Genomic DNA, 22,897 nt, shown 5'->3' on the forward strand with positions numbered 1-22,897 from the left:
AGTATTTTATTTTTACAGTATCATTAAAAGAATAGGTGCATGTCCATGGCCGCCCTGAATCAGTCTGAGAGTCAGCAGGCAGGGTTTGTCACGGAGGCAGACCGCATAGCATATGAACAGCGCGCAAGTGCCTCAGCGCAGGAATCTTTCAGGCAGGGAAATACTGCTTGGCAGGAAGGGGCTTATGCCCTTGCGCGTGATTGGTTGGAAAGAGCCAACAGACAGGCGCGTGATAACCCACATGTCATGTTTGCACTCATTTTGGCGCGTCAGGCTGTTGGGGATAATGAAAATGCTCTTAAACTTTTAGACCAGCTTTTGGAAAAATTTGATTTTCGCGAGGGATGGAGCCTGCGGGCAACATTAAAGCAAGCTAGTGGCGTTGGTTATCAGGCCCTTCTCGCTATTCGGCATTTGCTTACATATTATGCGTGCACACCAGATATAGAAAAACTGGCAACAATTATTACCCGTTTAAATGGTGTTTCCTGTTGGTATGGGTTGCAGGGAAATGGCCAAATTGTAGGGGTGGGCCTTCCTGCAAAAGGGCTGCAACTGGTTGTTGATGGTAAGCTCAAAAAAGCCGTGCGTAAAAAAGGGGCATGGTTTTGTCCTGCAGGATGGCAAACGGCGCAGACGCTTTGCATAATGTCTTCTCATGGCATGTCTTTTCCAGATAGTGGTGTATGCCCGCAAAAGATCATGCAATGTGAAGGCTTGGTAGATGTTGGGGAGAAGGGGCTGACAGGCTGGGTTTGGCAGCCACATGATTCTGATAATGCACCTGTTTTGGATATTCTAGAAGCGAAAACAAATAAGAAAATTCTAACATTTTGCGCGGAAGATTTTTGTAACTCTGTGAGTTCCAAACAGCCATTAGCGCGATATAGAGCGTTCACAATTCCTTTTTCTGCCTTACCGGAAGGTCCGGTAAGAGTGATGGGTCCAGACGGGAAAGATCTCGCCGGTAGTCCGATAGATCCAGATATTCTGCGCTCCGCAGCCAGCCAGATTGCATCCTATATGGCAGAGCAGAGCAAAGGTAAGGAACATTCTCGAACACGCGTGTCTGTTCCAAAAATTATACCTATTCCAGTTATGGATGAGAGTAACGCACAGCCAAAAGTTTCGGGGGATACGGCTGAAACTGTTATTGTCATTCCAGTGTTTAAAAATGCCATGCGCACTTTGGCTTGTTTGCAAAGTGTACAGGCAAGTCTGAAACCAAGGGCATCCGTGCACGTTTGGGTGGTGAATGATGCATCCCCGGAGCCAGAATTGGTCACCTCTGTTTCAGCTTTTTGTCAGCAGGCGGGTTTCCGGTATCTGGAACGAGCACGAAATGGTGGGTTCCCATGTGCTGTCAATGAAGCACTTCGTCATCTCACTGCGCATGATGTTGTATTGCTGAACAGCGATACATTGGTGCCAGAAGGATGGCTGCAAGCATTGCGGCAAGTTGCCTATGCAGCACCAGATACAGGAACAGTCACTCCTTTTTCTAATGATGCCAGTATTTTTTCCTATCCAGATCAACAAGGTGCAAATCCTGTGCCAGATCTGGAAGAAACAGATCTATTCATGCAAATGGCACAGGCAGCCAATGCTGGGCGCAGTGTAGAAGTGCCCACTGCTCATGGTTTTTGCATGTATATCCGCCATGATTGCCTGCGGCAGGCCGGACTGTTGCGTGAGGATGTGTTTGCGCAAGGCTATGGTGAAGAAAACGATTTTTGTATGCGCGCCCGTGCCCTTGGGTGGAAGCATATGACAGCCACTGGTGTTTTTGTAGCGCATGTTGGCAGTAGTTCGTTTGGAGAAAGTGCTAGCCCTTTAATGCTGCGGAACCAAAAGGTTCTGGAGCAATTGCATCCGGGGTATCATGATTATGTTGCGCGATGGATGGCAGCAGATCCTCTTTTTGCAGAACGCCGGCGCCTAGATCTTGTCCGGTTTAGAAGTGATAGGGCAGAAGATTTTTCAGATCAGGCGGTCTTGTTGGTTACGCATGCCGTTGGTGGTGGCGTAGAAAAGGTTGTGCAGGAACGCATAGACTTTTGGCGTAATCGAAAAATACGCCCTCTTGTTCTTCGTCCATCTGAGAAAGGATGTCTGCTGGAAGATGGAGAAAGCGAGGTAAAATATCCGTCTCTATGTTTTGCGTTTGCCAAGGAAACAGGGCTTCTGCTGCGGCTTTTACGTGCAGAAGGTGTTAGACGGATAGAGTTCCATCAAATCACTGGCCATGATCAGCAGGTTAAAGATCTGCCTGCACGTTTAAAATGTGAATATGATGTGTTCGTGCATGATTATATCTGGTTTTGCCCCCGTATTTCATTGATGGGGTGGAAAAATCGTTATTGCGGTGAGCCAGACGTGGCAACATGTGAAGTGTGTGTGACGGTGCTTGGTCGGCATGTGGACGATACCTCCAGTGTTGCGGCCTATCGCAAAGTGGCACATGCCTTTCTGCAAAAAGCAGAACAGGTTTTTGTGCCATCACGTGATACGGAGCGGAGGTTGCAAAAATATTTTCCCGATGTTTCGTTCACAGTGCGAAGATTAGAAAAAGACAGTTTTTTAAAAAAGCAGTTTCAGATTCCAGAGCCAGCTGAGCGTAAAACCGCACAGGCAAGTGCATTTTTCGCGCAGGGTCTTAAGCGCACCACATCGCGCATTCGAGTATGTATTGTGGGCGGCATAGGGCCAGAAAAGGGCTATGATGTTTTGTTCGAAGCTGCGGTAGATGCCTCTTTGCGAAATCTGCCGCTAGAATTTGTGGTGGTAGGCCATACGCGTGATGATGCAAGGTTATTAAAAACAGGACGCATTTTTGCAACCGGTCAATTTCAAAAAGAGGATGTTGTTCCCTTAATTCATGCAGTGGATGCCGATATCGCCTTGCTGCCATCTGTATGGCCAGAAACATGGTGTTTTGCTTTGGGAGACATATGGAAAGCCGGGTTACACGTTGTTGCGTTTGATTTGGGGGCTCCGGCAGAGCGCATTCGTGCTACGGGTTTGGGGAGCGTGGTGCCGTTTGGTATTTCCATACAGGAGTTGAATAAAAAATTACTGGAAAAGGGTAGGGAAATGGAGAACAAAAGAAGCCTTTCGTTTGCCTAACTCTTTCTTTACTTACCGGTGTTTTTTTGTTTTACAGTTTAGCTGAAAATTTAGGATGGAAGAGGTTTTATGTCTCAGGCAAGCCAGCAGCGGATTACTGATCTGAAAGTCACAGGTCATCTGATGACACTCCAGACCGGTCTGTTCTGTATCAGCCATGCAGCAGGTCAGCAGCCGCCAACATCTGCGGGTTTACCTGGGGTTCGTATTTCTCTTCCACCCGTTTCTGCTCCGGGCAATGTACAGATTGTCACGTTTGAGCAAGATGGCTGGATGGGCGGTAGAAACAACGCAGCGTTGGTGCGTGTGCGCCGTGGCCCAGCACAGGTGATGATCACCATTTATCAGGAACTGAACACCCGGCATGATGCGCCGCGTTTACAGGTGATCCAGCTCAGTGCGGAATCTGATCCGTTGCCAGTTCCTGTCCCTGCTGCGGTGCCTGTGGCACCTGTGGCAGAAGCCCCAAAAGAAACTGCACCTGCAGAAGCTCCTCTGGTTCAGAAGCCCGAAATCGGTGCTCATATCCAACGGCGTGGTGATGTGACCGGCATTCTGGGTGAATGGATGGGGGTTCCGGGTAGTCAGGCGTGGATTGAAGGTTTTGGTATTGCGCCAGCTCACCTGATCCAGTCTGATGATATTGAATATCAGGCTGTTCTGGGTAAAGGTTGGCTTTCTCCGTGGGTGGAAGGTGGCCAGTATTGTGGCAGCCGCGGCATGGCATTGCCGATTTTGGGTTTGTGTGTGCGTCTGAAAGGTGCTGCAGCTAAAAAATTCATTTGCCGTGTTACAGCCAGCTTTACCGATGGTACAAAAATCGGGCCGGTTGGTAATGGTGAACCCGTAGAAGCTGATAGCCTGGCACCGTTGGAAGCTTTCCTGGTTGAAATTCTTCCTCGTGATGCAGAAAGCAAACCCAAGCGCGGCGGCCGTAAGCGGAAGCAGAATGCTGCGGAAGATCTAGCAGCATTGCTGGAAGAAGAAATAGAAGAGCTTGAAGCCGAGGTTCTGGAAGATGCAGCAGAAATTCTTGCAGAAGAAGAGTTGGAAGAAGAAATAGAAGAAGACGTTGAAGAGGAAGTGGTGGTTAAGCCGGTAAGGCGTGCAGCCAAATCTCAGCCTCGCCGTGCTTCTTCCGCTGCCCAGAAGGGTGCAAAACCGAAAGCAACAGGGCGCGGTGGAGCACGTGGGCGCAAGCCTTCTCGCCGTTAAGATATTCTCATGAACAGGCCTGGTTTAAATACCGGGCCTGTTTTTATTTGTGACCAGAACAGCACGCAGGTGCAGGTTTGAAATATCTTTTTATTCATCAAAATTTTCCCGGCCAGTACCTGCACATTGTGCGCCATCTGGTGCAGAATGATGACAACGAAGTTGTTTTCATTAGTGAAGATAACCAGAACGCCATTAAGGGTGTGCGCCGTGTAAGATACCGCATGCCTCGTGGTGCTGCGGCACAGGCTCATCTGGCTGTGCGCGAACTGGACATGGGTATGGTGCGCGCCAATGAGGTTGAAAAAGCTGCTCGTACCCTAAAAAATCTGGGGTTTCAGCCCGATATTATTATCGGCCATCACGGATGGGGAGAACTACTGAATATTCAGGATGTTTATCCTGATGTACCCGTCTTGGGGTATTTTGAGTTCTACTATCACACGGAACCCGGATTTGATGTCGGGTTTGATCCAGAATTTCCGCTTCAGCCCCAAATGCTGCCGATTGTGCGGGCCAAGAACGCCATTAATCTATTGGCTTTAACAGGCCCCAGTTACGGCCAGACGCCTACTGATTTTCAGAAAAGTGCTTATCCGGCGTGGGCCGCAGACAAAATTACGGTGCTGCGTGAAGGGGTCGATCTGGAGACCTGCAAGCCAGACCCCAAACTGGCAAAGAAGATTTTCAAGTTAGGTGACATTAAAATTTCACCTAAGGATAAGCTGATTACCTATGTCTCGCGTGATCTGGAGCCCTATCGCGGCTTCCATGTGTTTATGCGTGCGCTTCCACGGATTTTGGCAGAAGAGCCCAATGCTCATGTTGTTATGGTCGGCGGAGATGGTGTCAGTTACGGAGCTCCGCTGGCATCTGGTTGCTGGCGAGAAAAAATGCTTCAGGAGTTGGATGGGCAACTTGATCTAAGCCGTGTGCACTTTGCGGGTAAAGTTGATTATCCGGATTTTCTACGCCTTCTGCAACGTTCAGATGCGCATGTTTATCTCACATATCCTTTTGTCGCATCGTGGTCTCTGCGTGAGGCAATGGCTATGGGGTGTGCGATTGTAGGCAGTGCGACTGCTCCAGTGCAGGAATTTCTGACCGATCAGGAAACAGCTGTGCTGGTGCCGTTTACGGAGCCAGACAAAATTGCCGATGGCGTGCTGGAAGTGCTGAATAATAAGCCACTGGCAACCCGCTTGCGCCGTGCGGTTAGAGAAAAAGCTGAGCAGACTCTTTGCATTAAGTCGTATCTGGCAGAGTATGAAACTCTTATTGCGCGTTTGATCGCAACACATAAAGCTAAAGCTGGTCTTCTTCCTCAGGAAAAATTGGAGGAAGTAAAAAAGTCAGTCAAGTCAGCAAGGAAGCCAGCATCACGTCGGGTTTCCGGTAAGACTGTTGCCGCACGTGCTACCAAAAAAGCCATGCCTTCTGTTGCAGCAAAAACAACACGTTCTGCTGCGCGAAAAACAGCCGCAAAACCACGCAAAGCGGCTTCTATTAAGAAGTAAGATCAGAGGCTCAGTCCGATATAACAAGGATTTATTATATCGGGCTGCTTTATTACTGTGCAGATGGAATGGACAGATTAACCTGATCTGCCAGTTGAATAACCAGTTTACGCATTAAGGATGCTGTATCCGCATCTGTAGAAACAGATCCTGTAGCCGTAAGGTGCGCACGGTTGCGAATGAGCGGTTTTTTAGGATCCCGCGGGATAACAGCCCAGTTTGCATCCAAAATGGCCTGACCATCTACGTTCACATCAAAACGTGAAACGTTAATCTGAACACGCATATTGGCTGCATCTGCCAACGGCTGGTCTGTAATCAGTTCGTTGGGGTGGGATGATGCAATTTCGTTGGTCACCAAATCTGTAATGCCCAGAGAAAGCCGTGTTGCCCAGCGTGAGCGCGGGCTGCGGATAACTTCTTCCCCCTGCCGGGTGATCATGTCCTGACTATCAAGATAATCGGGCAGTACTGCGCGGCTCACTTCTATGGTGGTCAAGCGAGCAGAAAGATGCGGCTGCTGAATATCCCGGTCTCCCGGCATACCAAGCGTATAAAGCCGAAGGGGGGGAGAGGCACAGCCTGCAAGCAGGGTGCATGCCCCCAGAAAAGCCAGAGCAATACGGCGAGGAGGAAACATCATGGACGGCGTCCCATCAGCAGAAGTTGCGGGTTACGTTCCACATCGCTGGCGAAGCCACGCAGGGAGGCTGCCGCGGCAGCAATATCCCGCAGTGAGGCATCCAGATTTGCTCGGTCGATAGAACGTGGTGAGAGGATATCCTGCAAGGAATCCAGAGTCTTTGTCGCAGAGGCCAATGTTGCGTGCAGATCCTTGCCACGGGCATCAAGCTGCGTATTTCCGGTTTCCATCAGCTTGTCCATTTTCAACAGCGTCACGTCCAGTTTGGCCTGTAGATCCTTGATGGCATCTGTTGCCGCCTGCACTGTTTCGTGGGAACGATCAGCCGTTTCCTTCACGCTGGAAATCAGCGGCGGCAGGTCCTCACGCAAATGATCGCTCAAGGAGGTAATGGAAAGCAGGGCCAGATCAGCATGATGACTGATATCCTTGATGGGAATCTGGCCAATGGTGTCTTTCAGCTTTTCCATGGTGGAAAGACGGACAGGAATTTCCGGCAGGTTGGTAATGCGCGGGTGCAGAACAGGAGCAACGGATTTATCAAAATCCAGCTCAATATTGGACTGTCCTGTTACAAAGCTTTGCAGGTTCAGCTCAGCGCGGAGGCCGTTGCTGATCATTTCCTGAATGCTCACTTTTGTGCCGCCCGGCACATCCCGTACCACATGAATCTGGTCTGGCTCCAGCGTGAGCACAACAGGAATGTAAGCTTTACGGTCTTGCGGATCAAAGCGCAGGGTAATGCTTTTAACCGTGCCTACCTTAACGCCGCGGAAATTTACGGGCGCACCTACAGACAGGCCGGTGATGGAGTTTTGGAACACAACGGCAGCTTCACGCGAGGGGGTGAAGAAGCGCATGTGCCCAAAAGCCATGATAATGAACAGGCCCAGCAAGCCGCCAAGGATCACAAACGCGCCGATCAGAGTTTTCCGGTTTGTGCTTTGAGACATGCCGTTCAGCCTTCTGTCTTGTCTGCGGAGGGGATAGAGGCAGATCGGTTCATAAACGCCGTTACCTCAGGAATCTTGCAGGTGTCGTGCAATGCGCGCGGTGAACCATGCGCAATGGGTGTGTGTGTTTTGGCATCTAAAAAGATGCCATCGTCAGCAATGGCAAACAGGCTGGGCAGTTCGTGGCTGACAATCATAATGGTTGCCCCCAGCCCATCTCGTAATGTCAGGATCAGATCATCCAACCGGGCAGACGTAATGGGGTCTAGCCCAGCGGAGGGTTCATCAAAAAACAGAATATCGGGTTCCAGGGCTATGGCGCGTGCAAGACCTGCACGTTTGCACATGCCGCCGGATATTTCGGAGGGGAACAGATCAATTGCCTGTTCCATACCCACAAACCCCAGCTTTAGTTCCACCAGACGCCGAATGGTGTCGGGCTTGAGCGAAGTGAACATTTCCAATGGCAGAGCTACATTTTCCCCTACCGTCATGGAACTCCACAAAGCGCCGCTCTGAAACAGTACACCGTAGCGATGGTTGATATCCGTGCGGCGCGCATCGGATTGTGCCCAGTAATCTTCCCCATCTACCAGAATCTGCCCGGCAGTTGGGCGCAGCAGCCCGATCATGCTTTTAAGCAGTGTGCTTTTGCCGCAGCCTGAACCACCCATAATGGCAAAGATGGAGCCACGCTTCAGATCAAAGGAAACATTCTGCTGAATGATTTTGGGGCCGAACGATAACTGCAGATCGCGAACGGAAATAAGAGTTTCTGCGTCAGACATCATCAGATTCCAAGCGCGTTGGCTATCACGGCAAAAATGGCATCCATGGCAATAATGCCTACAATGCCAATAACGACGGCGCGTGTAGCGGCTACACCAACATCAGCCGCACTGCGTCCGGCTTTTAGCCCCACGCGGCAAGCTGCCAGTGCAATAAAGCTGGCGAAAAAGAAGGATTTGATAAACCCGAAGATAAATTCCTTCAGCTCCACACCATCAAAGGTGGAAATCCAATAGCCGATGGGGGAAACATCCATCATGCTCATGGAAACGGCAAATCCGCCAAAAATCGCAACAATGGTGCCATACAGATAAAGTAGCGGCATCATGAGCGCGAGAGACACAATGGATGGCAGCAAAATGTAACTGGAGATAGGGATGCCAAACACCTGTAAGGCATCAATTTCTTCGTTACCCAGCATGGTGGAAATGCGGGCTGCATAAGCACCGCCAGTTCGGCCCGCCATGATAATGGCTGTCATGATAGCCGAAATTTCACGTGCACAGGCAATGCCTACCAAGTCTGTAACGTAAATTTCAGCCGCAAACTTCCGTAGTTCCACTAGTCCGACAAAAGCCAGAATGGCACCCACAAGAAAGTTGACAATACCAACAATAAGCAAGGCATCGGGTCCGGCGTTCCAGATATCCAGCAACAGGTCTTTCATGCGCATGGCACTTTTGCCACGCACAGCCTGTGTGGCGCCTTTAGCTGTCTCTAATGCCAGCTCACTTACTGTACCAGTTTCAGTAAGCCCTTTGAGGGTTGCATCACCCACCCGTGCAAAAATACCTTCGGTATTGCGTGGGGGTTGCGCAGGCTCAGCGGGAGCATCCGGTAAAAGTGCCAGAAGCCTTTGTGCGGGTGCCGGAAGATTTTGCTCATCAAAATGAAGCTGCGCCTTGCTGGCAGCCTGTTTGACATCCCACAAAAAGGCAACAAAAGCTGAATCCCAGCCTTTTAAGCCGGTTGTATCAATGTGGAGTGTATGGCCGGGTTCTACAGGCAGTTTGTCCTGCGGGAAGGGTGTGGCACCCCCTGCCTGAACGGTCCAAGCCCCTTCAACATTCAAGCATACACCGTCTGCCGTGTTCTGGAGAGACCACGCAGGAGTGTCGGCAGCCTTGTGAAGACCGGAAGAGGGAGATTGATCAGCCATAATTTGGTGGCGACATTACGGCACAGGCAAGCCTATGACCAGCCCCCTTGGTTCACGCATGTTAGAAGGGGTAAACCTTGAGTTTGCCTTGGTTTAAGAACAATAACTTAGCTGACAGTCCTTTTTAACAGGCCAGCGTTGCGCCTGATGGCAGCATTGCATGGCAGGGCAGCCTTCGGCTACATGCAGCGCCAGATGGAGTGCATGCTCCATTATAAGTTTGTACTAAACGCAAAAACCTTCTGGCTGAGCCGTTTGTGGCTGCTGCATGGTATTTGATGAATCGCATACGGGAGTTTTCATGCGACGCAGACGTGGGCGGCCCCTTAACGGCTGGCTTATAGTAGACAAGCCTTCCGGCATGACATCAACCCAAGTGGTGGGGCGCGCCAAGCGGCTGTTTGATGCACAAAAGGTAGGGCATGGCGGCACATTGGACCCGTTGGCGACGGGGCTGCTGCCTTTGGCTTTTGGGGCCGCCACCAAAACCGTGCCTTATGTTATGGATGGCACCAAGGTGTACCGTTTCACCCTTAAAATGGGTGAGGCACGTGATAGCGATGATGCCGATGGTAATGTTATTGGTACATCTGATGTGCGTCCTTCTGATGAAGAACTACGGGCAGCCCTGCCGGCGCTTACAGGCGATATCATGCAGGTGCCTCCCGTTTTTTCTGCCCTGAAAGTGGGTGGGGAGCGTTCCTACGATATGGCGCGGGAAGGCCGCCCGCCTGAATTGCCGCCGCGGCCCGCGCGGGTGGATCGGTTTGAGCTGATTGAACGGCCAGATCGGGATACCGCAGTGTTTGAGGTCGAATCCGGCAAGGGTGTTTACATGCGTGCGCTGGCGCGTGATGTGGCTTTGGCATGCGGAACTGTGGGGCATATTACTGTGCTACGCCGCCTGCGTGTGGGGCCTTTTACAGAAGCAGATGCGATTGTGCTGGACAAAATCACCCCAAACGACGACAACGCCCATGCTTCACCGGAACTTCTGCGTCCGGTCTCGACCGCGCTGGCCGACATCCCGGCGCTGGCCTTGACACAGGATGAAGCAGTTCTGCTACGGCACGGGCAAGCTCTCGGCCTTGTTGATCTGATGGGGCGTATCCCACAGACCGCCGAGGAGGGGGGCGTTGTGCGTGTTATGGACGGTGAGCACGTGCTGGGTATTGGCCGTCTGGAAGACGGATGGTTGAAGCCGGTACGGATTCTCTAAAACTTGATATGTTTTTTGATGGAGACATGTGATGTCGATTACTGCTGAACGTCGCACGCAAGTTATTGCTGAATACCAGACTGCACCGGGTGATACGGGTTCCCCGGAAGTGCAGGTGGCGATCCTGACCGAACGGATTAACAACCTGACCGAACATCTGAAGACCCACGCGAAGGACTTCCATTCTCGCCGTGGTCTGCTGATTCTCGTTGGTCGTCGCCGCAGCATGCTGGACTACCTGAAGGGCAAGAGCCAGACGCGTTATGAAACGCTGATTGGCCGTCTGGGCCTGCGCCGCTAAAAACGGCTTAACGGGCGGGAAGAGGTGTTGTGCATACATGATCTCTCTTCCCGTTCGGGATTTTCGCTAGCACTTGTTTGCTGGCGTCACCATATTGGATACAGCCACAGGTTTTACATCAGGGCGTTTCGTGCCCGGTAAGCCACGGCGTTTCCGACCACATGGCGCCTGGGAGGTTTGTTCCGCCAGTCACCATGCCGTCCGAGGCGCTGTCCGCCCAGCCGGTCTGTCCTGTTGTTCTGTGGCTCTGAAGTGAAATAAAACAGAGGCTTACAGAATGTTTAACTACTTCCGTAAAGAGATTGAATGGGGCGGTCGCCCGCTGATTCTGGAAACCGGTAAGGTTGCCCGTCAGGCTGATGGCGCCGTTATGGTTACCTACGGTGAAACCGTTGTGCTGTGCACCGCCGTTGGTGCAAAAGACGTAAAGCCGGGTCAGGATTTCTTCCCGCTGACGGTTAACTATCAGGAAAAAGCTTACGCTGCTGGTAAGATTCCTGGTGGTTTCTTCAAGCGCGAAGGTCGTCCTTCTGAAAATGAAACCCTGGTTTCCCGCCTGATTGACCGTCCGCTGCGTCCGCTGTTCCCTGAAGGGTTCCGCAATGAAGTGCAGGTGATTGCAACCGTGCTGACGCACGATATGGAAAATGATCCTTCCATTCCTGCGCTGATCGGTTGCTCCGCAGCTCTTACCCTGTCTGGCATTCCGTTCTTTGGCCCCGTTGGCGCTGCCCGCGTTGGCTTTAAGGATGGCGCATTCATCCTGAACCCCACACAGGAACAGATCAAAGAATCAGATCTGGAACTGGTTGTGGCTGGCACGGCTGAAGGCGTGCTGATGGTGGAATCCGAAGCTTCTGAACTGTCTGAAGAAGTGATGCTGGATGCCGTAACATTCGGCCATACAGCGTTCCAGCCGGTTCTGGATGCCATTATCTCTCTGGCAGAACACGCCGCCAAGGAACCTTGGGCACTGGCAGAGCCGACCAAGGAAGAAATTCAGCTGCGCAAGCAGGTGGAAAAAGCAGGCCGCAAGCTGATTGCTGATGCTTATAAGGAAAAGCAGAAGCAGGTTCGCTACGAAAAGCTGAAAGCTGCGCGTGAAGCGATTATTGAAAAGCTGACGGCTGATGAACTGGATGTTGCTGCCGCCAAGCCGATGATTAAAGATCTGGAAGCTGACGTAGTGCGGTCTTCCGTTCTGAAAACCGGCAAGCGTATCGATGGCCGTGATCTGGTAACCGTTCGCCCGATCGTGCCGGAAGTGGGCATTCTGCCGCGCGTGCATGGTTCTTCTCTGTTCACCCGTGGTGAAACACAGGCACTGGTTGTAACCACGCTGGGCACTGGGCAGGACGAACAGGTTATTGATGCGCTGGAAGGTGAATACCGCACCAACTTTATGCTGCATTATAACTTCCCTCCTTTCTCTGTGGGTGAATGTGGGCGTATCGGTTCTCCGGGCCGTCGTGAAATCGGGCATGGCAAGCTGGCATGGCGCGCCATTCACCCGCTGATGCCTTCCCGTAAGGAATTCCCGTACACAGTGCGCGTGGTTTCCGAAATCACGGAAAGCAACGGGTCTTCCTCCATGGCAACCGTGTGCGGTGGGTCTCTGGCTCTGATGGATGCTGGCGTGCCGTTGAAGCGCCCGGTTGCTGGTATCGCCATGGGCCTGATCAAGGAAGGCGATGATTTCGCTGTTCTGTCCGATATCCTTGGCGATGAAGATCACCTTGGGGATATGGATTTCAAGGTGGCCGGCACCGAGCAGGGTGTAACCGCTCTGCAGATGGATATTAAGATTACCTCCATCACGCCGGAAATCATGAAGATTGCTCTGGGTCAGGCACGTGATGGCCGGATGCACATTCTGGGTGAAATGAGCAAGGCGCTGACAGAAACACGCACCAACGTGTCTTCCACAGCACCGAAGATCACCACCATGAAGGTGCCCCGGGAAAAGATTCGTGATGTGATCGGTTCTGGCGGTAAAGTGATCCGCGAAATCGTGGAATATTCTGGCGCCAAGGTTGATATTGGGGATGACGGCACAATTACCATTGCCGCAGCTTCTGATGATCAGGCACAGAAGGCCATTGATCGGATCAACGGCATTGTAGCGGAACCGGAACTGGGCCGCATTTACGATGGTAAGGTTGTTAAAACCGCCGACTTTGGCGCGTTTGTAAACTTCCTTGGTGCGCGTGATGGCTTGGTGCACATTTCCGAACTGGCGCAGGGTCGCGTTGGTAAAACCACAGATGTGGTGAAGGAAGGCGATACCGTGAAAGTTAAGGTCATCGGCTTTGATGATCGCGGTAAGGTTAAGCTGTCCATGCGTGTTGTTGATCAGAACACGGGTGCGGATATCACGGAAACCGTGGGTGAAAAGCCCTCACGTGGCCCCCGTCGGGATGCTGAATAAGCATCCCTTTTCGGGTCACTTTCAACCATACGGATAGTTGCAGGAACGATAGGACGGTCATGAAGGCGATCAATACGGTTCGCATGGGGGGTGTGGATATCCTACCGCTGGTAGAAGGCGGTAAGGGGGTTTCTGTCTCCACAGGCGTATCGGCCGGGGCGTGGGCTGCAGCAGGTGGCGCAGGCACGGTTTCTATCGTCAATGCAGATAGTTATGATGAAAACGGGCAGCCAGTTCCCCAGATCTATCACGGTCGTACGCGCCGTGAGCGGCATGAGGAACTGGTAGATTACGCCATTCGTGGCGGTATTACCCAAGCGCGTGTGGCGCATGAAATGTCCGGCGGAAAAGGCCGGATTCATGCCAATATTCTGTGGGAAATGGGATCAGCCGAACGGGTGATTACCGGCGTGCTGGAAGGCGCACCGGGCCTTATCCACGGTCTCACATGCGGCGCAGGTATGCCGTATCGGCTGTCTGAAATTGCGACACGGTTTGGGGTGCATTATTATCCCATCGTGTCATCTGCACGTGCTTTCAATGCGTTGTGGAAGCGGGCTTATCATAAATCTGCCGATCTGTTGGGTGGCGTGGTTTATGAAGATCCTTGGCGTGCAGGGGGGCATAACGGCCTTTCCAACACGGAAAATCCATTAAAGCCGGAAGATCCTTACCCGCGTGTGGCGGCTTTGCGTAAACTTATGCGTGGGTTTGGGTTGGATAATACGCCCATTATCATGGCGGGTGGCGTATGGTGGCTGGAAGAATGGGAAGACTGGATTGATAATCCTGAGCTTGGCCCCATTGTGTTCCAGTTTGGCACACGCCCACTGCTGACGAAGGAAAGCCCTATTCCGGAGGCATGGAAGCAGCGTTTGCTAACCCTGAAAAAGGGTGATGTGTACTTGAACCGCTTCTCTCCCACGGGTTTTTACTCTTCTGCGGTCAACAACAGTTTCTTGCAGGAACTGCGTGAGCGTTCGGAACGGCAGGTTCCTTTTGCCATGGCGGCAGAAGAAGATCTGGTTGTGCCCTACGGTATTGGTGCGCGTAAGCGCGAAGTGTTTGTAAAGGCAGAGGATCTGCCGCGTATTCAGCAGTGGGAACAGCAAGGCTTTACGGAAGCTCTTCGTACCCAAGATTCCACTCTGATTTTTGTGACGCCAGACAGAGCGCGTGAAATTCTGGCAGATCAGGCCGATTGTATGGGCTGTCTGTCTGAATGTCAGTTCTCTAACTGGAGCCAGCGTGGCCCCAATTATTCCACGGGCCATAAGGCAGACCCACGTTCTTTCTGTATTCAGAAAACACTTCAGGCTGTGGCGCATGCCAGCGGGCCGGATGCGGCTCAGGTGCTGGATCATAACCTGATGTTCGGTGGCACAAACGCATGGCGCTTTGCGACCGATCCTTTCTATGCCAACGGGTTTGTGCCAACGGTGCAGCAGTTGGTGGATCGGATTATGACCGGGCGTTAAATCCGGTCGGATGTAAATACTGATTATCCAAAGAAAAAGGCGGTTCCCATAGGGAGCCGCCTTTTTTCATTAACCTGTATATTGGGTTTTTATCGGCCCATCCGGGAAAGTTTTTTATCTGTTTCATACTGGTTGAGCGCATAAACAGACCAGATAGCTGCTGGAATCCAGCCAATAACAGTTATCTGCAATATCAGGCAGATAATGCCCGAAAATGGGCGGCCAATCGTAAAAAACTGAAACCACGGAAACAGTAATGCCAAAAGCAGGCGCATGGGTGGAACTCCTTATAGTGTGCATCATGATGGGCACAGCCTTTTGCCCGAAGCAAGTCTGCTATTTCAGCCGCTAGGTGGTGCGGGTTTTGTGTGCTAGAAAATATCTGCAAGTGCCGGGTAACCGGTGCAGAAGTGGATTTGGCACATGCTCCATAATCTGGAGCGTGCAGCATGACAGAGCGGATAAACCTTGACCGAGATTTCTGACCAGCCGGGTGTACCGGAACCCTCAGACCTTCTGCCCGTAACCATTGAGGAGGAGATGCGCTCCTCCTACCTCGCGTATGCGATGTCGGTTATTGTCAGCCGTGCGCTGCCGGATGTGCGAGATGGTCTTAAGCCTGTTCATCGTCGCATCCTGTATGCCATGCATGAAAGTGGTTTTACCTACGATAAACCTTACCGCAAATCTGCTCGTGCAGTTGGTGAGGTAATGGGTAAATACCATCCGCATGGTGACTCCTCCATTTACGATGCCATGGTGCGTATGGCTCAGTCTTGGTCCATGCGGGTCAAGCTGATTGACGGGCAGGGTAACTTTGGCTCGGTGGATGGTGATAGCCCCGCCGCCATGCGTTATACCGAAGCCCGGTTGGCCAAGGCTTCCACATTTCTGCTGAATGATATTGACCGCGATACGGTCGATTTTCAGCCGAACTATGATGAAAGTGAGGAAGAGCCAACCGTTCTTCCGGCTACTTTCCCGAATCTGCTGATCAATGGTGCCACGGGTATTGCGGTGGGTATGGCCACCAATATTCCCACGCATAATCCATCAGAAGTTATTGATGCCACGTTGGCACTGATTGCCAACCCTGATCTCTCACTTGATGATCTGATGGAATATGTGCCGGGGCCGGATTTCCCTACAGGCGGTATTATTCTTGGGCGGTCTGGTATTCGCAGTGCGTTTGCCACAGGGCGCGGGGCCGTTATTATTCGTGCCAAGGCAGATATTGAAGAAATCCGCAAAGACCGTAAGGCCATTATCGTTACGGAAATTCCGTATCAGGTTAACAAGGCCACTTTGCAGGAACGTATTGCCGATCTGGTGCGCAACAAGCAGATCGAAGGCATTGCCGATATCCGCGATGAATCTGATCGCTCCGGTATGCGGGTGGTTATCGAAATCAAGCGTGATGCCACACCAGAAGTGGTGTTGAACCAGCTTTATCGCTTTACCCAGCTTCAGACATCCTTTGGCGTGAATATGTTGGCGCTGGATGGTGGCAAGCCCCGCCTGATGGGGCTGAAAGATGTGCTGGAAGCCTTTATTGCGTTCCGTGAGGAAGTGATTCTGCGCCGTTCGCGGTTTGAGCTGAACAAGGCGCGGGATCGCGGGCACATTCTGGTTGGGCTGGTTATTGCCGTTGCCAACATTGATGCGGTCATTGCGCTGATTCGTGGTGCGCCAGATGCGGCTGCTGCGCGTGAAGCTCTGATGGCTGCTCAGTGGAATGCCGCAGATGTAGAGCCCTTGCTGGCCCTGATTCATGATGACGGTAACGTGGTTGTGGACGGCAAAGTGCGTCTGACAGAAGCACAGGCACGCGGCATTCTGGAACTGCGACTGCAACGTCTGACCGGGCTGGAACGCGATAAGATCCAGCAGGAACTTTCGGAAGTTGCTCAGCGCATTAATGAGCTTCTGGAAATTATCGGCAGTCATGTCCGCCGTATGGAAGTGCTGCGTGATGAACTTTCTGTAGCACGGGCAGAAATTGCCACCCCACGCATGACCGAAATTGCGGATTATGCAGGGGATCAGGATGATGAAAGCCTGATTGAACCCGGCCAGATGGTTGTAACCATTACGCGGGAAGGTTTTATTAAACGCACGCCTCTAGATGTGTTCCGTGCGCAAAACCGTGGTGGCCGTGGCCGCACAGGTGCCAGCACCCGTGGCGACGATATTGTTGTGCGGTCCTTTAACGCTCACACCCATCAGTGGGTCATGTTCTTCTCTTCTGGCGGGAAAGTATATCGTCAAAAGGTCTGGCGTCTGCCAGAAGCCGGACCAGCCGCCAAAGGCCGCGCCTTGGTGAACCTGCTGCCTGATCTGGGGTCCGATAGCATTACGGCCGTGCTGCCACTGCCGCAGGATGAGGAGCTGTGGGAAGCCCTGCATTTGGTCTTCGCGACAGCCAGCGGCAATGTGCGCCGTAACCGTTTGAGTGATTTCCGCAATATCCGCTCGTCCGGCATGATCGCCATGAAATTGGATGAAGGGGATAGCCTGATAGGCGTTGCCACCTGTCGTGAAGGGCAGGATGTGTTCCTTGCTACACGTGGGGCACGGTGTATCCGCTTCCAGATTACCGATGACACATTGCGTGTGTTTGCTGGTCGTGGGTCTTCTGGTGTGCGGGGTATCCGCCTTGCAGAAGGTGACCGCGTAATCAGCCTTGCTGTGCTGAACCATGTTGAAGCAACAGTAGAAGAACGCTCAGCTTACTTGCGGATGGCGAATGCCAAGCGTCGGGCTGAAAACGCAGCCGAAGCGGCTGAGGAAGATGCAGATACCGTGCAGGCCGATTCGGATGAAGAAGAAGGCAGCAACACAGATGCACTGCTTTCTCCAGAACGATTTGCACAGCTCGAAGAAGCTGAAGAAATTCTGCTGATTGTCAGTGATGGTGGGTTTGGGCGTCGCTCTTCCGCGTATGATTACCGTGTAAGCGGGCGTGGCGGGCAAGGCATTACCAACATGACGTTCTCGGCCAACAAGCGCGGGAAAGAAGTGGCTGCCACCTTGCCTGTTCTGGAAGGCACAGATGTAATGCTGGTCACGGATGCGGGGCGCCTTATCCGTGTGCCGGTTGATCAGGTGCGTGTCATGGCGCGTCAGGCCAGCGGTGTAACGTTGTTCCGTCTGAATGATGATGAACGCGTTACCAGCGTCTTCCCCGTTATGGATGATGGTGAAGATGAAGCAGGAGAGGCTGAGGGGGAATGAACACCCCCGTAGGCTCCGTGCCAAAGCGGGTAGGCTTTTACGCTGGCACGTTTGATCCGGTAACGGTTGGCCATCTGGATGTGATTGAACGCGCATCCCGTTTGGTGGACCGGCTGGTGATAGGTGTGGCCTACAACCCGGGCAAAAATCCGCTTATGCCATTGGATGAGCGGATTGCCTGTGTAGAAGAAGCCTTACCCGCCATTCGCCACAACACGGGTGGGGATATTGTGGTGGTGCCATTTAATTCCCTGTTGGTGAAGGCTGTGCGAGAACACGGTGCAACGCTGATTTTCCGCGGTCTTCGGGTGCTTTCGGATTTTGATTACGAAATCCAGATGAGCGGCGTAAACCGCAAACTGGATGCCGGAATTGAAAGCGTGTTCCTTATGGCTTCGGAACACACCCAATTTATTTCTTCCCGTCTGGTGAAAGAAATTGCTAGTTACGGCGGAGATATTTCGGAATTTGTAACACCAGGCACGCAGGCGCGTTTGTTGGCACGTCTGGCTGACAGGAAAAACGTTTCTGCCTGAAGTGGCAAGCATGGGTGTTACAAACACAAGGAGAGTTTCTGATGTCTTCAGAAGATAAAAACGATATCATTCATATGGATATCCCGCACGGTCGCGTCATTATTAAACTGCGCCCGGATCTGGCCCCCAAGGCTGCGGAACGTATTCGCACGCTGGCGGCAGAAGGTTTTTACGATAACGTACCTTTCCACCGTGTTATTCCCGGTTTTATGGCGCAGGGTGGGGACCCAACGGGCACGGGTATGCATGGCAGCAAACTGCCGGATCTGCCAGCAGAATTCACCAACAAAGCCAAGTTTGAACGTGGCACCATTGGCATGGCTCGGACGTCTGATCCGAACAGTGCCAACAGCCAGTTTTTCATCATGTTTGAACCTTCTCCGCACCTTGATGGTCAGTACACCATTGTGGGTGAAGTGATTGAAGGCATGGAAAACGTAGATAAAATCAAACATGGCTCTGGCATGTCCGGCATGGTGAAGGATCCGGATCGGATTTCTCGGATGCGTCCGGCAGTTGGCGAAAAATCCTGATTTTTTCCAATATCTGCAAAAAAGCGTCACTCCTGTTGGGATGGCGCTTTTTTTATGTCTGAAACCCATCAAACCATCTGATTTTACAGGAATGGCACAAAATTCTTTCTACTGCTTGACAGAGGTAAGGTAATCCGTTTAGGAACACCTCCATCGCGCAGACATTACGTTTTGCACGGTTAAAGGTGTGAGCCGGTAGCTCAGTTGGTAGAGCATTCGACTTTTAATCGAATGGTCGAGGGTTCGAGTCCCTCCCGGCTCACCATTTTAAAATCTTCTAAAATATAAAAGATAGTTTCAGCCCATATACTTGTTAGGCTATGCCGTTTTTTCCCATGGGGGAATCGGGCCATAACATTCTGCAAGATAGTCAATCATGGCCCTCACTTTTAAGGGAATGCTTGTGCCGGGCGCATAAACGGCATGTAAGTCTGGCCCCGGTGTGGTGGGGTAATCCAACGATAAAGCGATAAGTTGGCCGCGTTGCAGTTCCTGGCTCACAACAAAAAGTGGCAAATAAGCAATTCCAGCGCCAGCTACTGCGGCCTCCCGCAAGGCATCTCCATTATTGGCGCAGAGCAGGCCGGAAACAGAAACGGTTTTTTCTCCATTGTCTCCAAAATGCCAGCGCGATGCACTGTTGTTTCCGCTCAGGGTGTATCCAAGGCAGTTGTGATGCTGCAATTCATCTACATGCGTGGGTGTGCCGGCTTTTGCCAAATAAGACGGAGAGGCACAGATAACCATACGCACAGCAGCCAATTTACGGGCACGCAGCGTGCTTATCGTAAGGTTGCGGATACGCAGTGTAAGATCCCAACCTTCCTCAACCAGATCTACAGGACGGTCATTCAAGCCAAGCTCTATCTGAACCTGCGGATACCGTCGGCTGAATTCCGGCAGATAAGGTGCAACATACCTTATGGCGAAGGAAACAGGGGCATTCAGGCGTAATTGCCCGCGTGGTTCACGGTACTGTTCGCTTACGGTTTGTTCCATGTTTTCCACATCAGCCAGAATTTTCTGACAGCTTTCCAAAAACAGGCGTCCTGCTTCGGTTAAGGAAAGATGCCGCGTGCTGCGATGGAAAAGAGAAACGCCTAACCGTGTTTCCAGTGCCGTAACATGTTTGGTCACCATTGTTGGGGACAGCGCCATAAGGCGCGCGGCCCCAGTAAAGCTGCCTGCGGCTATAACTTTAACAAAAATCTGCATACTGGTGATGCGATCCAGCATTTATAACGCCCCAGCATGATGAAAACGGTTGGTTTTTTCTAGCATAGGCTGTGGCTCCTTTGTCATGCAGGCCGTATGCTGCCAAAAGCAGCATTGCGGCGTGTTTGAGGTTGGAGGAGATGTGGCAACAGGTAAATCTGTAATGGGCAAATATATGTGCGGAATGCTTTCTGCCTGTTTATTGCTGCCCATGTTGCCGGCTGTGGCGGGTGAAGATGGCCTGCATGCTCTTCCCGTTCTTGCAGTGCAGGAAGAATCTCTGGATGGTCAGCAAGGAGCATCTCTTTTTCTGCCTATAGGGGTGGAGGTTGCTCTTGCTGCTTTTTGGTCCGGGCCTGACCTATTGATAGTAGCGGATCGTCCTGTGGCTTCATTCGTTCATAATTTGACAGGGCAGGGCGTATTTGCAGATACGGATGTTACGGTTTTAGAAAATGCAACTATTCTGCGTATTCATGCGCCGTCTCATCCACATATTATGCTGCGCAAAAAGCTGGATGGTTGGTTGCTGGAGCAGCTTCCACAAGGAGATGCGACGAGCGTAAAGTCTGCACCGCCGGCTGTTATGCTGCCAGAAGCCGTTCTGTTCCCTCAAAAACAGTCTGGGCACGTTATTTCATTTCCAGATCCAGCTACCGGCGTGCGTTTGCTGATTGCACCATCTATTATGGAAACCGGGTCTCGTTCTCCCTATCGTGGCATAGGGTATGGCGTGCGTGGATCTGTCCAAGGTGTTGTGGTGGCGGCAGATTTATCACAGATCAAACTGGATGTTACTGTAGATAAAGGCGTCTTTCTTTCCGCATTAGGGCTTGATGCTTTGCCAGTAGGGCAGGGAGCACCAGAAACCGCACCACTGGAAGGTGGGCAGGATTGGTTCTGGTTAGGGTTACATTCTGCACCAGCCGCTGTTTTGCAAAAGGACAGGCTTGTAGCAAAGGCAGACGCTGAGAAGGCACCCCCTTCTTTGCGGTGGCCTGCGCAGGTTGCTGCTGCACGCGCTGCTTTTGCCGCCGGACACCCAGAAGATGCATGGCATCTTGTCAAGACTATGCCCCAGCGTTCTGAACCGGGCGGCCCACCAGCGGGAGTGCTTTTTCTGCGGGCTTGTGCAGCGTTGTTAAGCCACGATGTAAATGCCGCAGCGCCCGTTCTGGCTCAGATGGAAGGGGCTGCTCCAGAACTGGAGATATGGCATGCGCTGTATTTGATGTTGAGTGGTGCAAACAGCAAAGATGCATCTGTTCTGCTTGCACGCCATTACGAACAGATCCTCCACTACCCACAACCATTGCGCGATCTGCTTCTTCCGCAGGTTATAAATTATATTGCACGTTATGGTACGGATGAAGCAGCACTCATTCTGGAACCGCTGCCCACTGATGGCGTTTATGATCTGGCGCGTGCGCATATGCAGGAACGTGAAGGAAATGCAGAGCCAGCACGGATTACGCTGGAAAATCTGACAGCTGCGGCAGACCCGGAAAAAGCCGCCTATGCGCGTGCAGATCTGGTGAGCTTTCTGTTGCGGCATGATCAGATTGATGCGGGGATGGCCGCAGAGAGCTTTCAAAACCTTCTTGATGGTAAAGAAGGCGTTGGAAAGGCTGTGCCTTCCGTGCGCGCATATACCAATTTCTTACTGTCTTCAGCACTTGTGCAATCTGGGCAGGTAAAACAGGCTTTAACAGTGCTGGATGGGCTTTCTGCCTCAGCAGAAATTCCGCAAGACAGGCTGGAGGCTTTGCGACGTCAGGCCCTGTATGTGCTTGCGTTTAATACTCTGCCATCTGGCAAGGCTGTGAGCGGCAGGGATGGGGCATTATCGGCAGAGCAACGGGTGCATATTTTGCAAACCCAACTGCCTTTGCTGGAAGATAATACATCCAAGGCAAAACTGTTGAGAGGCTACGGAGCACTTTTGTTGCAGATAGGGCAGGCCGATGCTGCAGTTATGGCGTTCAAGCAGGCGGTTGTACTCACGGCTAACCCGGTAGCGCGGGCGGAAATACAGGAGCAAATTGTTCAGGCGGCTTTCAGGGCTGGCAACGTGAATGCCGCCATGGAGGCATTGGAGCAAAGCACTCTGCCCGGTTTGCCAGAGGATATGGCAGCGCGTCGCCATTATGATGAAGCGCATCTTGCATTGACCAAAGGGGATAGAGCAGGCGCATTGGCTCTGCTGGCTGACGATGAATCCGACACGGGTTTGGAACTGCGCGGGCAATTATATGAGCAAGGCAAGCAATGGGCAGATGCCGTGCAGGTGGTAGGGCGTTTGGCTAGTCATGCCTTGCCAGAAACAGGGGCTTTAATACCGCAGCAGCAAGACCTTGCCATGCAGCTTGCCACCGATTCTGCCGCAGCACATGATGCAGATACCTTGCTGCGCCTTAAGGCTTGGTTGGCGGGACGAACGCTGGGAAAAGAGCAGGATCGCCAGTTTGACATGCTTGTGAAACAAACTGTGCATTCTTCTGCAGAGCGTTGATTATTCTGTATTTTGGGGTGGCGTGTTTCTGAAAAATTT

17 protein-coding genes and 1 tRNA gene are annotated in these 22,897 nt (G+C 52.0%); 12 read left to right on the plus strand and 6 right to left on the minus strand.

The features are described from left to right. The first annotated feature begins 39 nt into the window (after positions 1–39). The 3 genes from FCN51_RS20255 (at position 40) to FCN51_RS20265 (ending at position 5,858) form a co-directional block, all read left to right on the plus strand. Positions 40–3,126 (plus strand): glycosyltransferase, encoded by a 3,087-nt coding sequence (locus tag FCN51_RS20255; RefSeq protein ID WP_160256697.1) that lies wholly within the window; start codon positions 40–42, stop codon positions 3,124–3,126. 69 nt (positions 3,127–3,195) lie between these two features. Next, positions 3,196–4,341, plus strand: a complete 1,146-nt coding sequence (locus FCN51_RS20260) for a hypothetical protein (protein WP_160256698.1) — start codon at positions 3,196–3,198, stop codon at positions 4,339–4,341. Between the two features lie 77 nt (positions 4,342–4,418). Then, positions 4,419–5,858 carry a glycosyltransferase gene (locus FCN51_RS20265; RefSeq protein ID WP_310255226.1) on the plus strand — a complete coding sequence of 480 codons (1,440 nt, stop codon included), beginning with the start codon at positions 4,419–4,421 and terminating at the stop codon, positions 5,856–5,858. A 52-nt stretch (positions 5,859–5,910) separates the two neighbouring features. On the opposite strand, the gene FCN51_RS20270 is transcribed toward FCN51_RS20265, so the two are convergent. Genes FCN51_RS20270 through FCN51_RS20285 form a run of 4 tightly spaced genes read right to left on the minus strand, consistent with a single transcriptional unit; the run spans position 5,911 to position 9,402 of the window. Beyond that, entirely contained in the window at positions 5,911–6,498 is a 588-nt protein-coding gene (locus FCN51_RS20270; protein WP_014457521.1) for a PqiC family protein, read from the minus strand. Next, positions 6,498–7,454, minus strand: coding sequence for an MlaD family protein (locus tag FCN51_RS20275; protein WP_003624182.1), 957 nt, complete (start codon positions 7,452–7,454; stop codon positions 6,498–6,500). Before FCN51_RS20275 ends, FCN51_RS20270 begins: the two co-directional genes overlap by 1 nt. 5 nt (positions 7,455–7,459) lie before the next feature. After that, on the minus strand, positions 7,460–8,245 hold the full coding sequence (locus FCN51_RS20280; protein WP_003624184.1) for an ABC transporter ATP-binding protein: 786 nt from the start codon (positions 8,243–8,245) through the stop codon (positions 7,460–7,462). After that, positions 8,245–9,402, minus strand: coding sequence for an ABC transporter permease (locus FCN51_RS20285; protein ID WP_003624185.1), 1,158 nt, complete (start codon positions 9,400–9,402; stop codon positions 8,245–8,247). Before FCN51_RS20285 ends, FCN51_RS20280 begins: the two co-directional genes overlap by 1 nt. A 301-nt stretch (positions 9,403–9,703) precedes the next feature. Here FCN51_RS20285 and truB point away from each other — a divergent pair, with 301 nt between their 5' ends. The 4 genes from truB (at position 9,704) to FCN51_RS20305 (ending at position 14,828) form a co-directional block, all read left to right on the plus strand. After that, positions 9,704–10,621: a tRNA pseudouridine(55) synthase TruB gene (gene truB, locus FCN51_RS20290; RefSeq protein ID WP_035352292.1), complete on the plus strand. Its 918-nt coding sequence runs from the start codon at positions 9,704–9,706 to the stop codon at positions 10,619–10,621. 31 nt (positions 10,622–10,652) lie between these two features. Next, a complete protein-coding gene (gene rpsO, locus FCN51_RS20295) occupies positions 10,653–10,922 on the plus strand; it encodes a 30S ribosomal protein S15 (RefSeq protein ID WP_014457520.1) in 270 nt (89 codons plus the stop codon). A gap of 277 nt (positions 10,923–11,199) precedes the next feature. Further along, positions 11,200–13,350: a polyribonucleotide nucleotidyltransferase gene (gene pnp, locus FCN51_RS20300; protein WP_003624193.1), complete on the plus strand. Its 2,151-nt coding sequence runs from the start codon at positions 11,200–11,202 to the stop codon at positions 13,348–13,350. A gap of 59 nt (positions 13,351–13,409) precedes the next feature. Then, complete coding sequence (locus FCN51_RS20305; RefSeq protein ID WP_003630158.1) at positions 13,410–14,828, plus strand: NAD(P)H-dependent flavin oxidoreductase; 1,419 nt, start codon at positions 13,410–13,412, stop codon at positions 14,826–14,828. Positions 14,829–14,917: 89 nt separating this feature from the next. Here FCN51_RS20305 and FCN51_RS20310 read toward each other — a convergent pair whose 3' ends face one another. Beyond that, positions 14,918–15,103, minus strand: a complete 186-nt coding sequence (locus tag FCN51_RS20310; protein ID WP_003624197.1) for a YqaE/Pmp3 family membrane protein — start codon at positions 15,101–15,103, stop codon at positions 14,918–14,920. Positions 15,104–15,296: 193 nt separating this feature from the next. Between FCN51_RS20310 and gyrA the strand changes: the two genes are divergently transcribed. The 4 genes from gyrA (at position 15,297) to FCN51_RS20330 (ending at position 19,396) form a co-directional block, all read left to right on the plus strand. Further along, positions 15,297–18,062, plus strand: a complete 2,766-nt coding sequence (gene gyrA, locus FCN51_RS20315; protein ID WP_050818605.1) for a DNA gyrase subunit A — start codon at positions 15,297–15,299, stop codon at positions 18,060–18,062. Next, the gene (gene coaD, locus FCN51_RS20320) at positions 18,059–18,598 is read left to right on the plus strand and encodes a pantetheine-phosphate adenylyltransferase (protein WP_003624202.1); all 540 of its coding nucleotides are present in this window, start codon (positions 18,059–18,061) and stop codon (positions 18,596–18,598) included. Before gyrA ends, coaD begins: the two co-directional genes overlap by 4 nt. A gap of 41 nt (positions 18,599–18,639) precedes the next feature. Beyond that, complete coding sequence (locus tag FCN51_RS20325) at positions 18,640–19,131, plus strand: peptidylprolyl isomerase (RefSeq protein WP_014457518.1); 492 nt, start codon at positions 18,640–18,642, stop codon at positions 19,129–19,131. A gap of 189 nt (positions 19,132–19,320) precedes the next feature. Next, positions 19,321–19,396: transfer RNA gene (locus FCN51_RS20330), tRNA-Lys, on the plus strand. A 53-nt stretch (positions 19,397–19,449) separates the two neighbouring features. On the opposite strand, the gene FCN51_RS20335 is transcribed toward FCN51_RS20330, so the two are convergent. Then, entirely contained in the window at positions 19,450–20,367 is a 918-nt protein-coding gene (locus FCN51_RS20335; protein WP_160256699.1) for a LysR family transcriptional regulator, read from the minus strand. Positions 20,368–20,431: 64 nt separating this feature from the next. On the opposite strand from FCN51_RS20335, the gene FCN51_RS20340 reads away from it, so the two are divergent. Next, on the plus strand, positions 20,432–22,858 hold the full coding sequence (locus FCN51_RS20340; protein ID WP_201762626.1) for a tetratricopeptide repeat protein: 2,427 nt from the start codon (positions 20,432–20,434) through the stop codon (positions 22,856–22,858). The last annotated feature ends 39 nt before the right edge of the window (positions 22,859–22,897 follow it).

This window comes from Acetobacter pasteurianus (genome assembly GCF_009914215.2).
Lineage (GTDB): Bacteria > Pseudomonadota > Alphaproteobacteria > Acetobacterales > Acetobacteraceae > Acetobacter > Acetobacter pasteurianus.

What these genes read in the sequence shown, in the direction of transcription:
- FCN51_RS20255 (WP_160256697.1), top strand. Translation starts at nt 40, where the DNA reads ATGTCCATGGCCGCCCTGAATCAGTCTGAGAGTCAGCAGGCAGGGTTT.
- FCN51_RS20260 (WP_160256698.1), top strand. Translation starts at nt 3,196, where the DNA reads ATGTCTCAGGCAAGCCAGCAGCGGATTACTGATCTGAAAGTCACAGGT.
- FCN51_RS20270 (WP_014457521.1), bottom strand. Translation starts at nt 6,498, where the DNA reads ATGTTTCCTCCTCGCCGTATTGCTCTGGCTTTTCTGGGGGCATGCACC.
- FCN51_RS20275 (WP_003624182.1), bottom strand. Translation starts at nt 7,454, where the DNA reads ATGTCTCAAAGCACAAACCGGAAAACTCTGATCGGCGCGTTTGTGATC.
- FCN51_RS20280 (WP_003624184.1), bottom strand. Translation starts at nt 8,245, where the DNA reads ATGATGTCTGACGCAGAAACTCTTATTTCCGTTCGCGATCTGCAGTTA.
- FCN51_RS20285 (WP_003624185.1), bottom strand. Translation starts at nt 9,402, where the DNA reads ATGGCTGATCAATCTCCCTCTTCCGGTCTTCACAAGGCTGCCGACACT.
- truB (WP_035352292.1), top strand. Translation starts at nt 9,704, where the DNA reads ATGCGACGCAGACGTGGGCGGCCCCTTAACGGCTGGCTTATAGTAGAC.
- rpsO (WP_014457520.1), top strand. Translation starts at nt 10,653, where the DNA reads ATGTCGATTACTGCTGAACGTCGCACGCAAGTTATTGCTGAATACCAG.
- pnp (WP_003624193.1), top strand. Translation starts at nt 11,200, where the DNA reads ATGTTTAACTACTTCCGTAAAGAGATTGAATGGGGCGGTCGCCCGCTG.
- FCN51_RS20305 (WP_003630158.1), top strand. Translation starts at nt 13,410, where the DNA reads ATGAAGGCGATCAATACGGTTCGCATGGGGGGTGTGGATATCCTACCG.
- FCN51_RS20310 (WP_003624197.1), bottom strand. Translation starts at nt 15,103, where the DNA reads ATGCGCCTGCTTTTGGCATTACTGTTTCCGTGGTTTCAGTTTTTTACG.
- coaD (WP_003624202.1), top strand. Translation starts at nt 18,059, where the DNA reads ATGAACACCCCCGTAGGCTCCGTGCCAAAGCGGGTAGGCTTTTACGCT.
- FCN51_RS20325 (WP_014457518.1), top strand. Translation starts at nt 18,640, where the DNA reads ATGTCTTCAGAAGATAAAAACGATATCATTCATATGGATATCCCGCAC.
- FCN51_RS20335 (WP_160256699.1), bottom strand. Translation starts at nt 20,367, where the DNA reads ATGCTGGATCGCATCACCAGTATGCAGATTTTTGTTAAAGTTATAGCC.
- FCN51_RS20340 (WP_201762626.1), top strand. Translation starts at nt 20,432, where the DNA reads ATGCAGGCCGTATGCTGCCAAAAGCAGCATTGCGGCGTGTTTGAGGTT.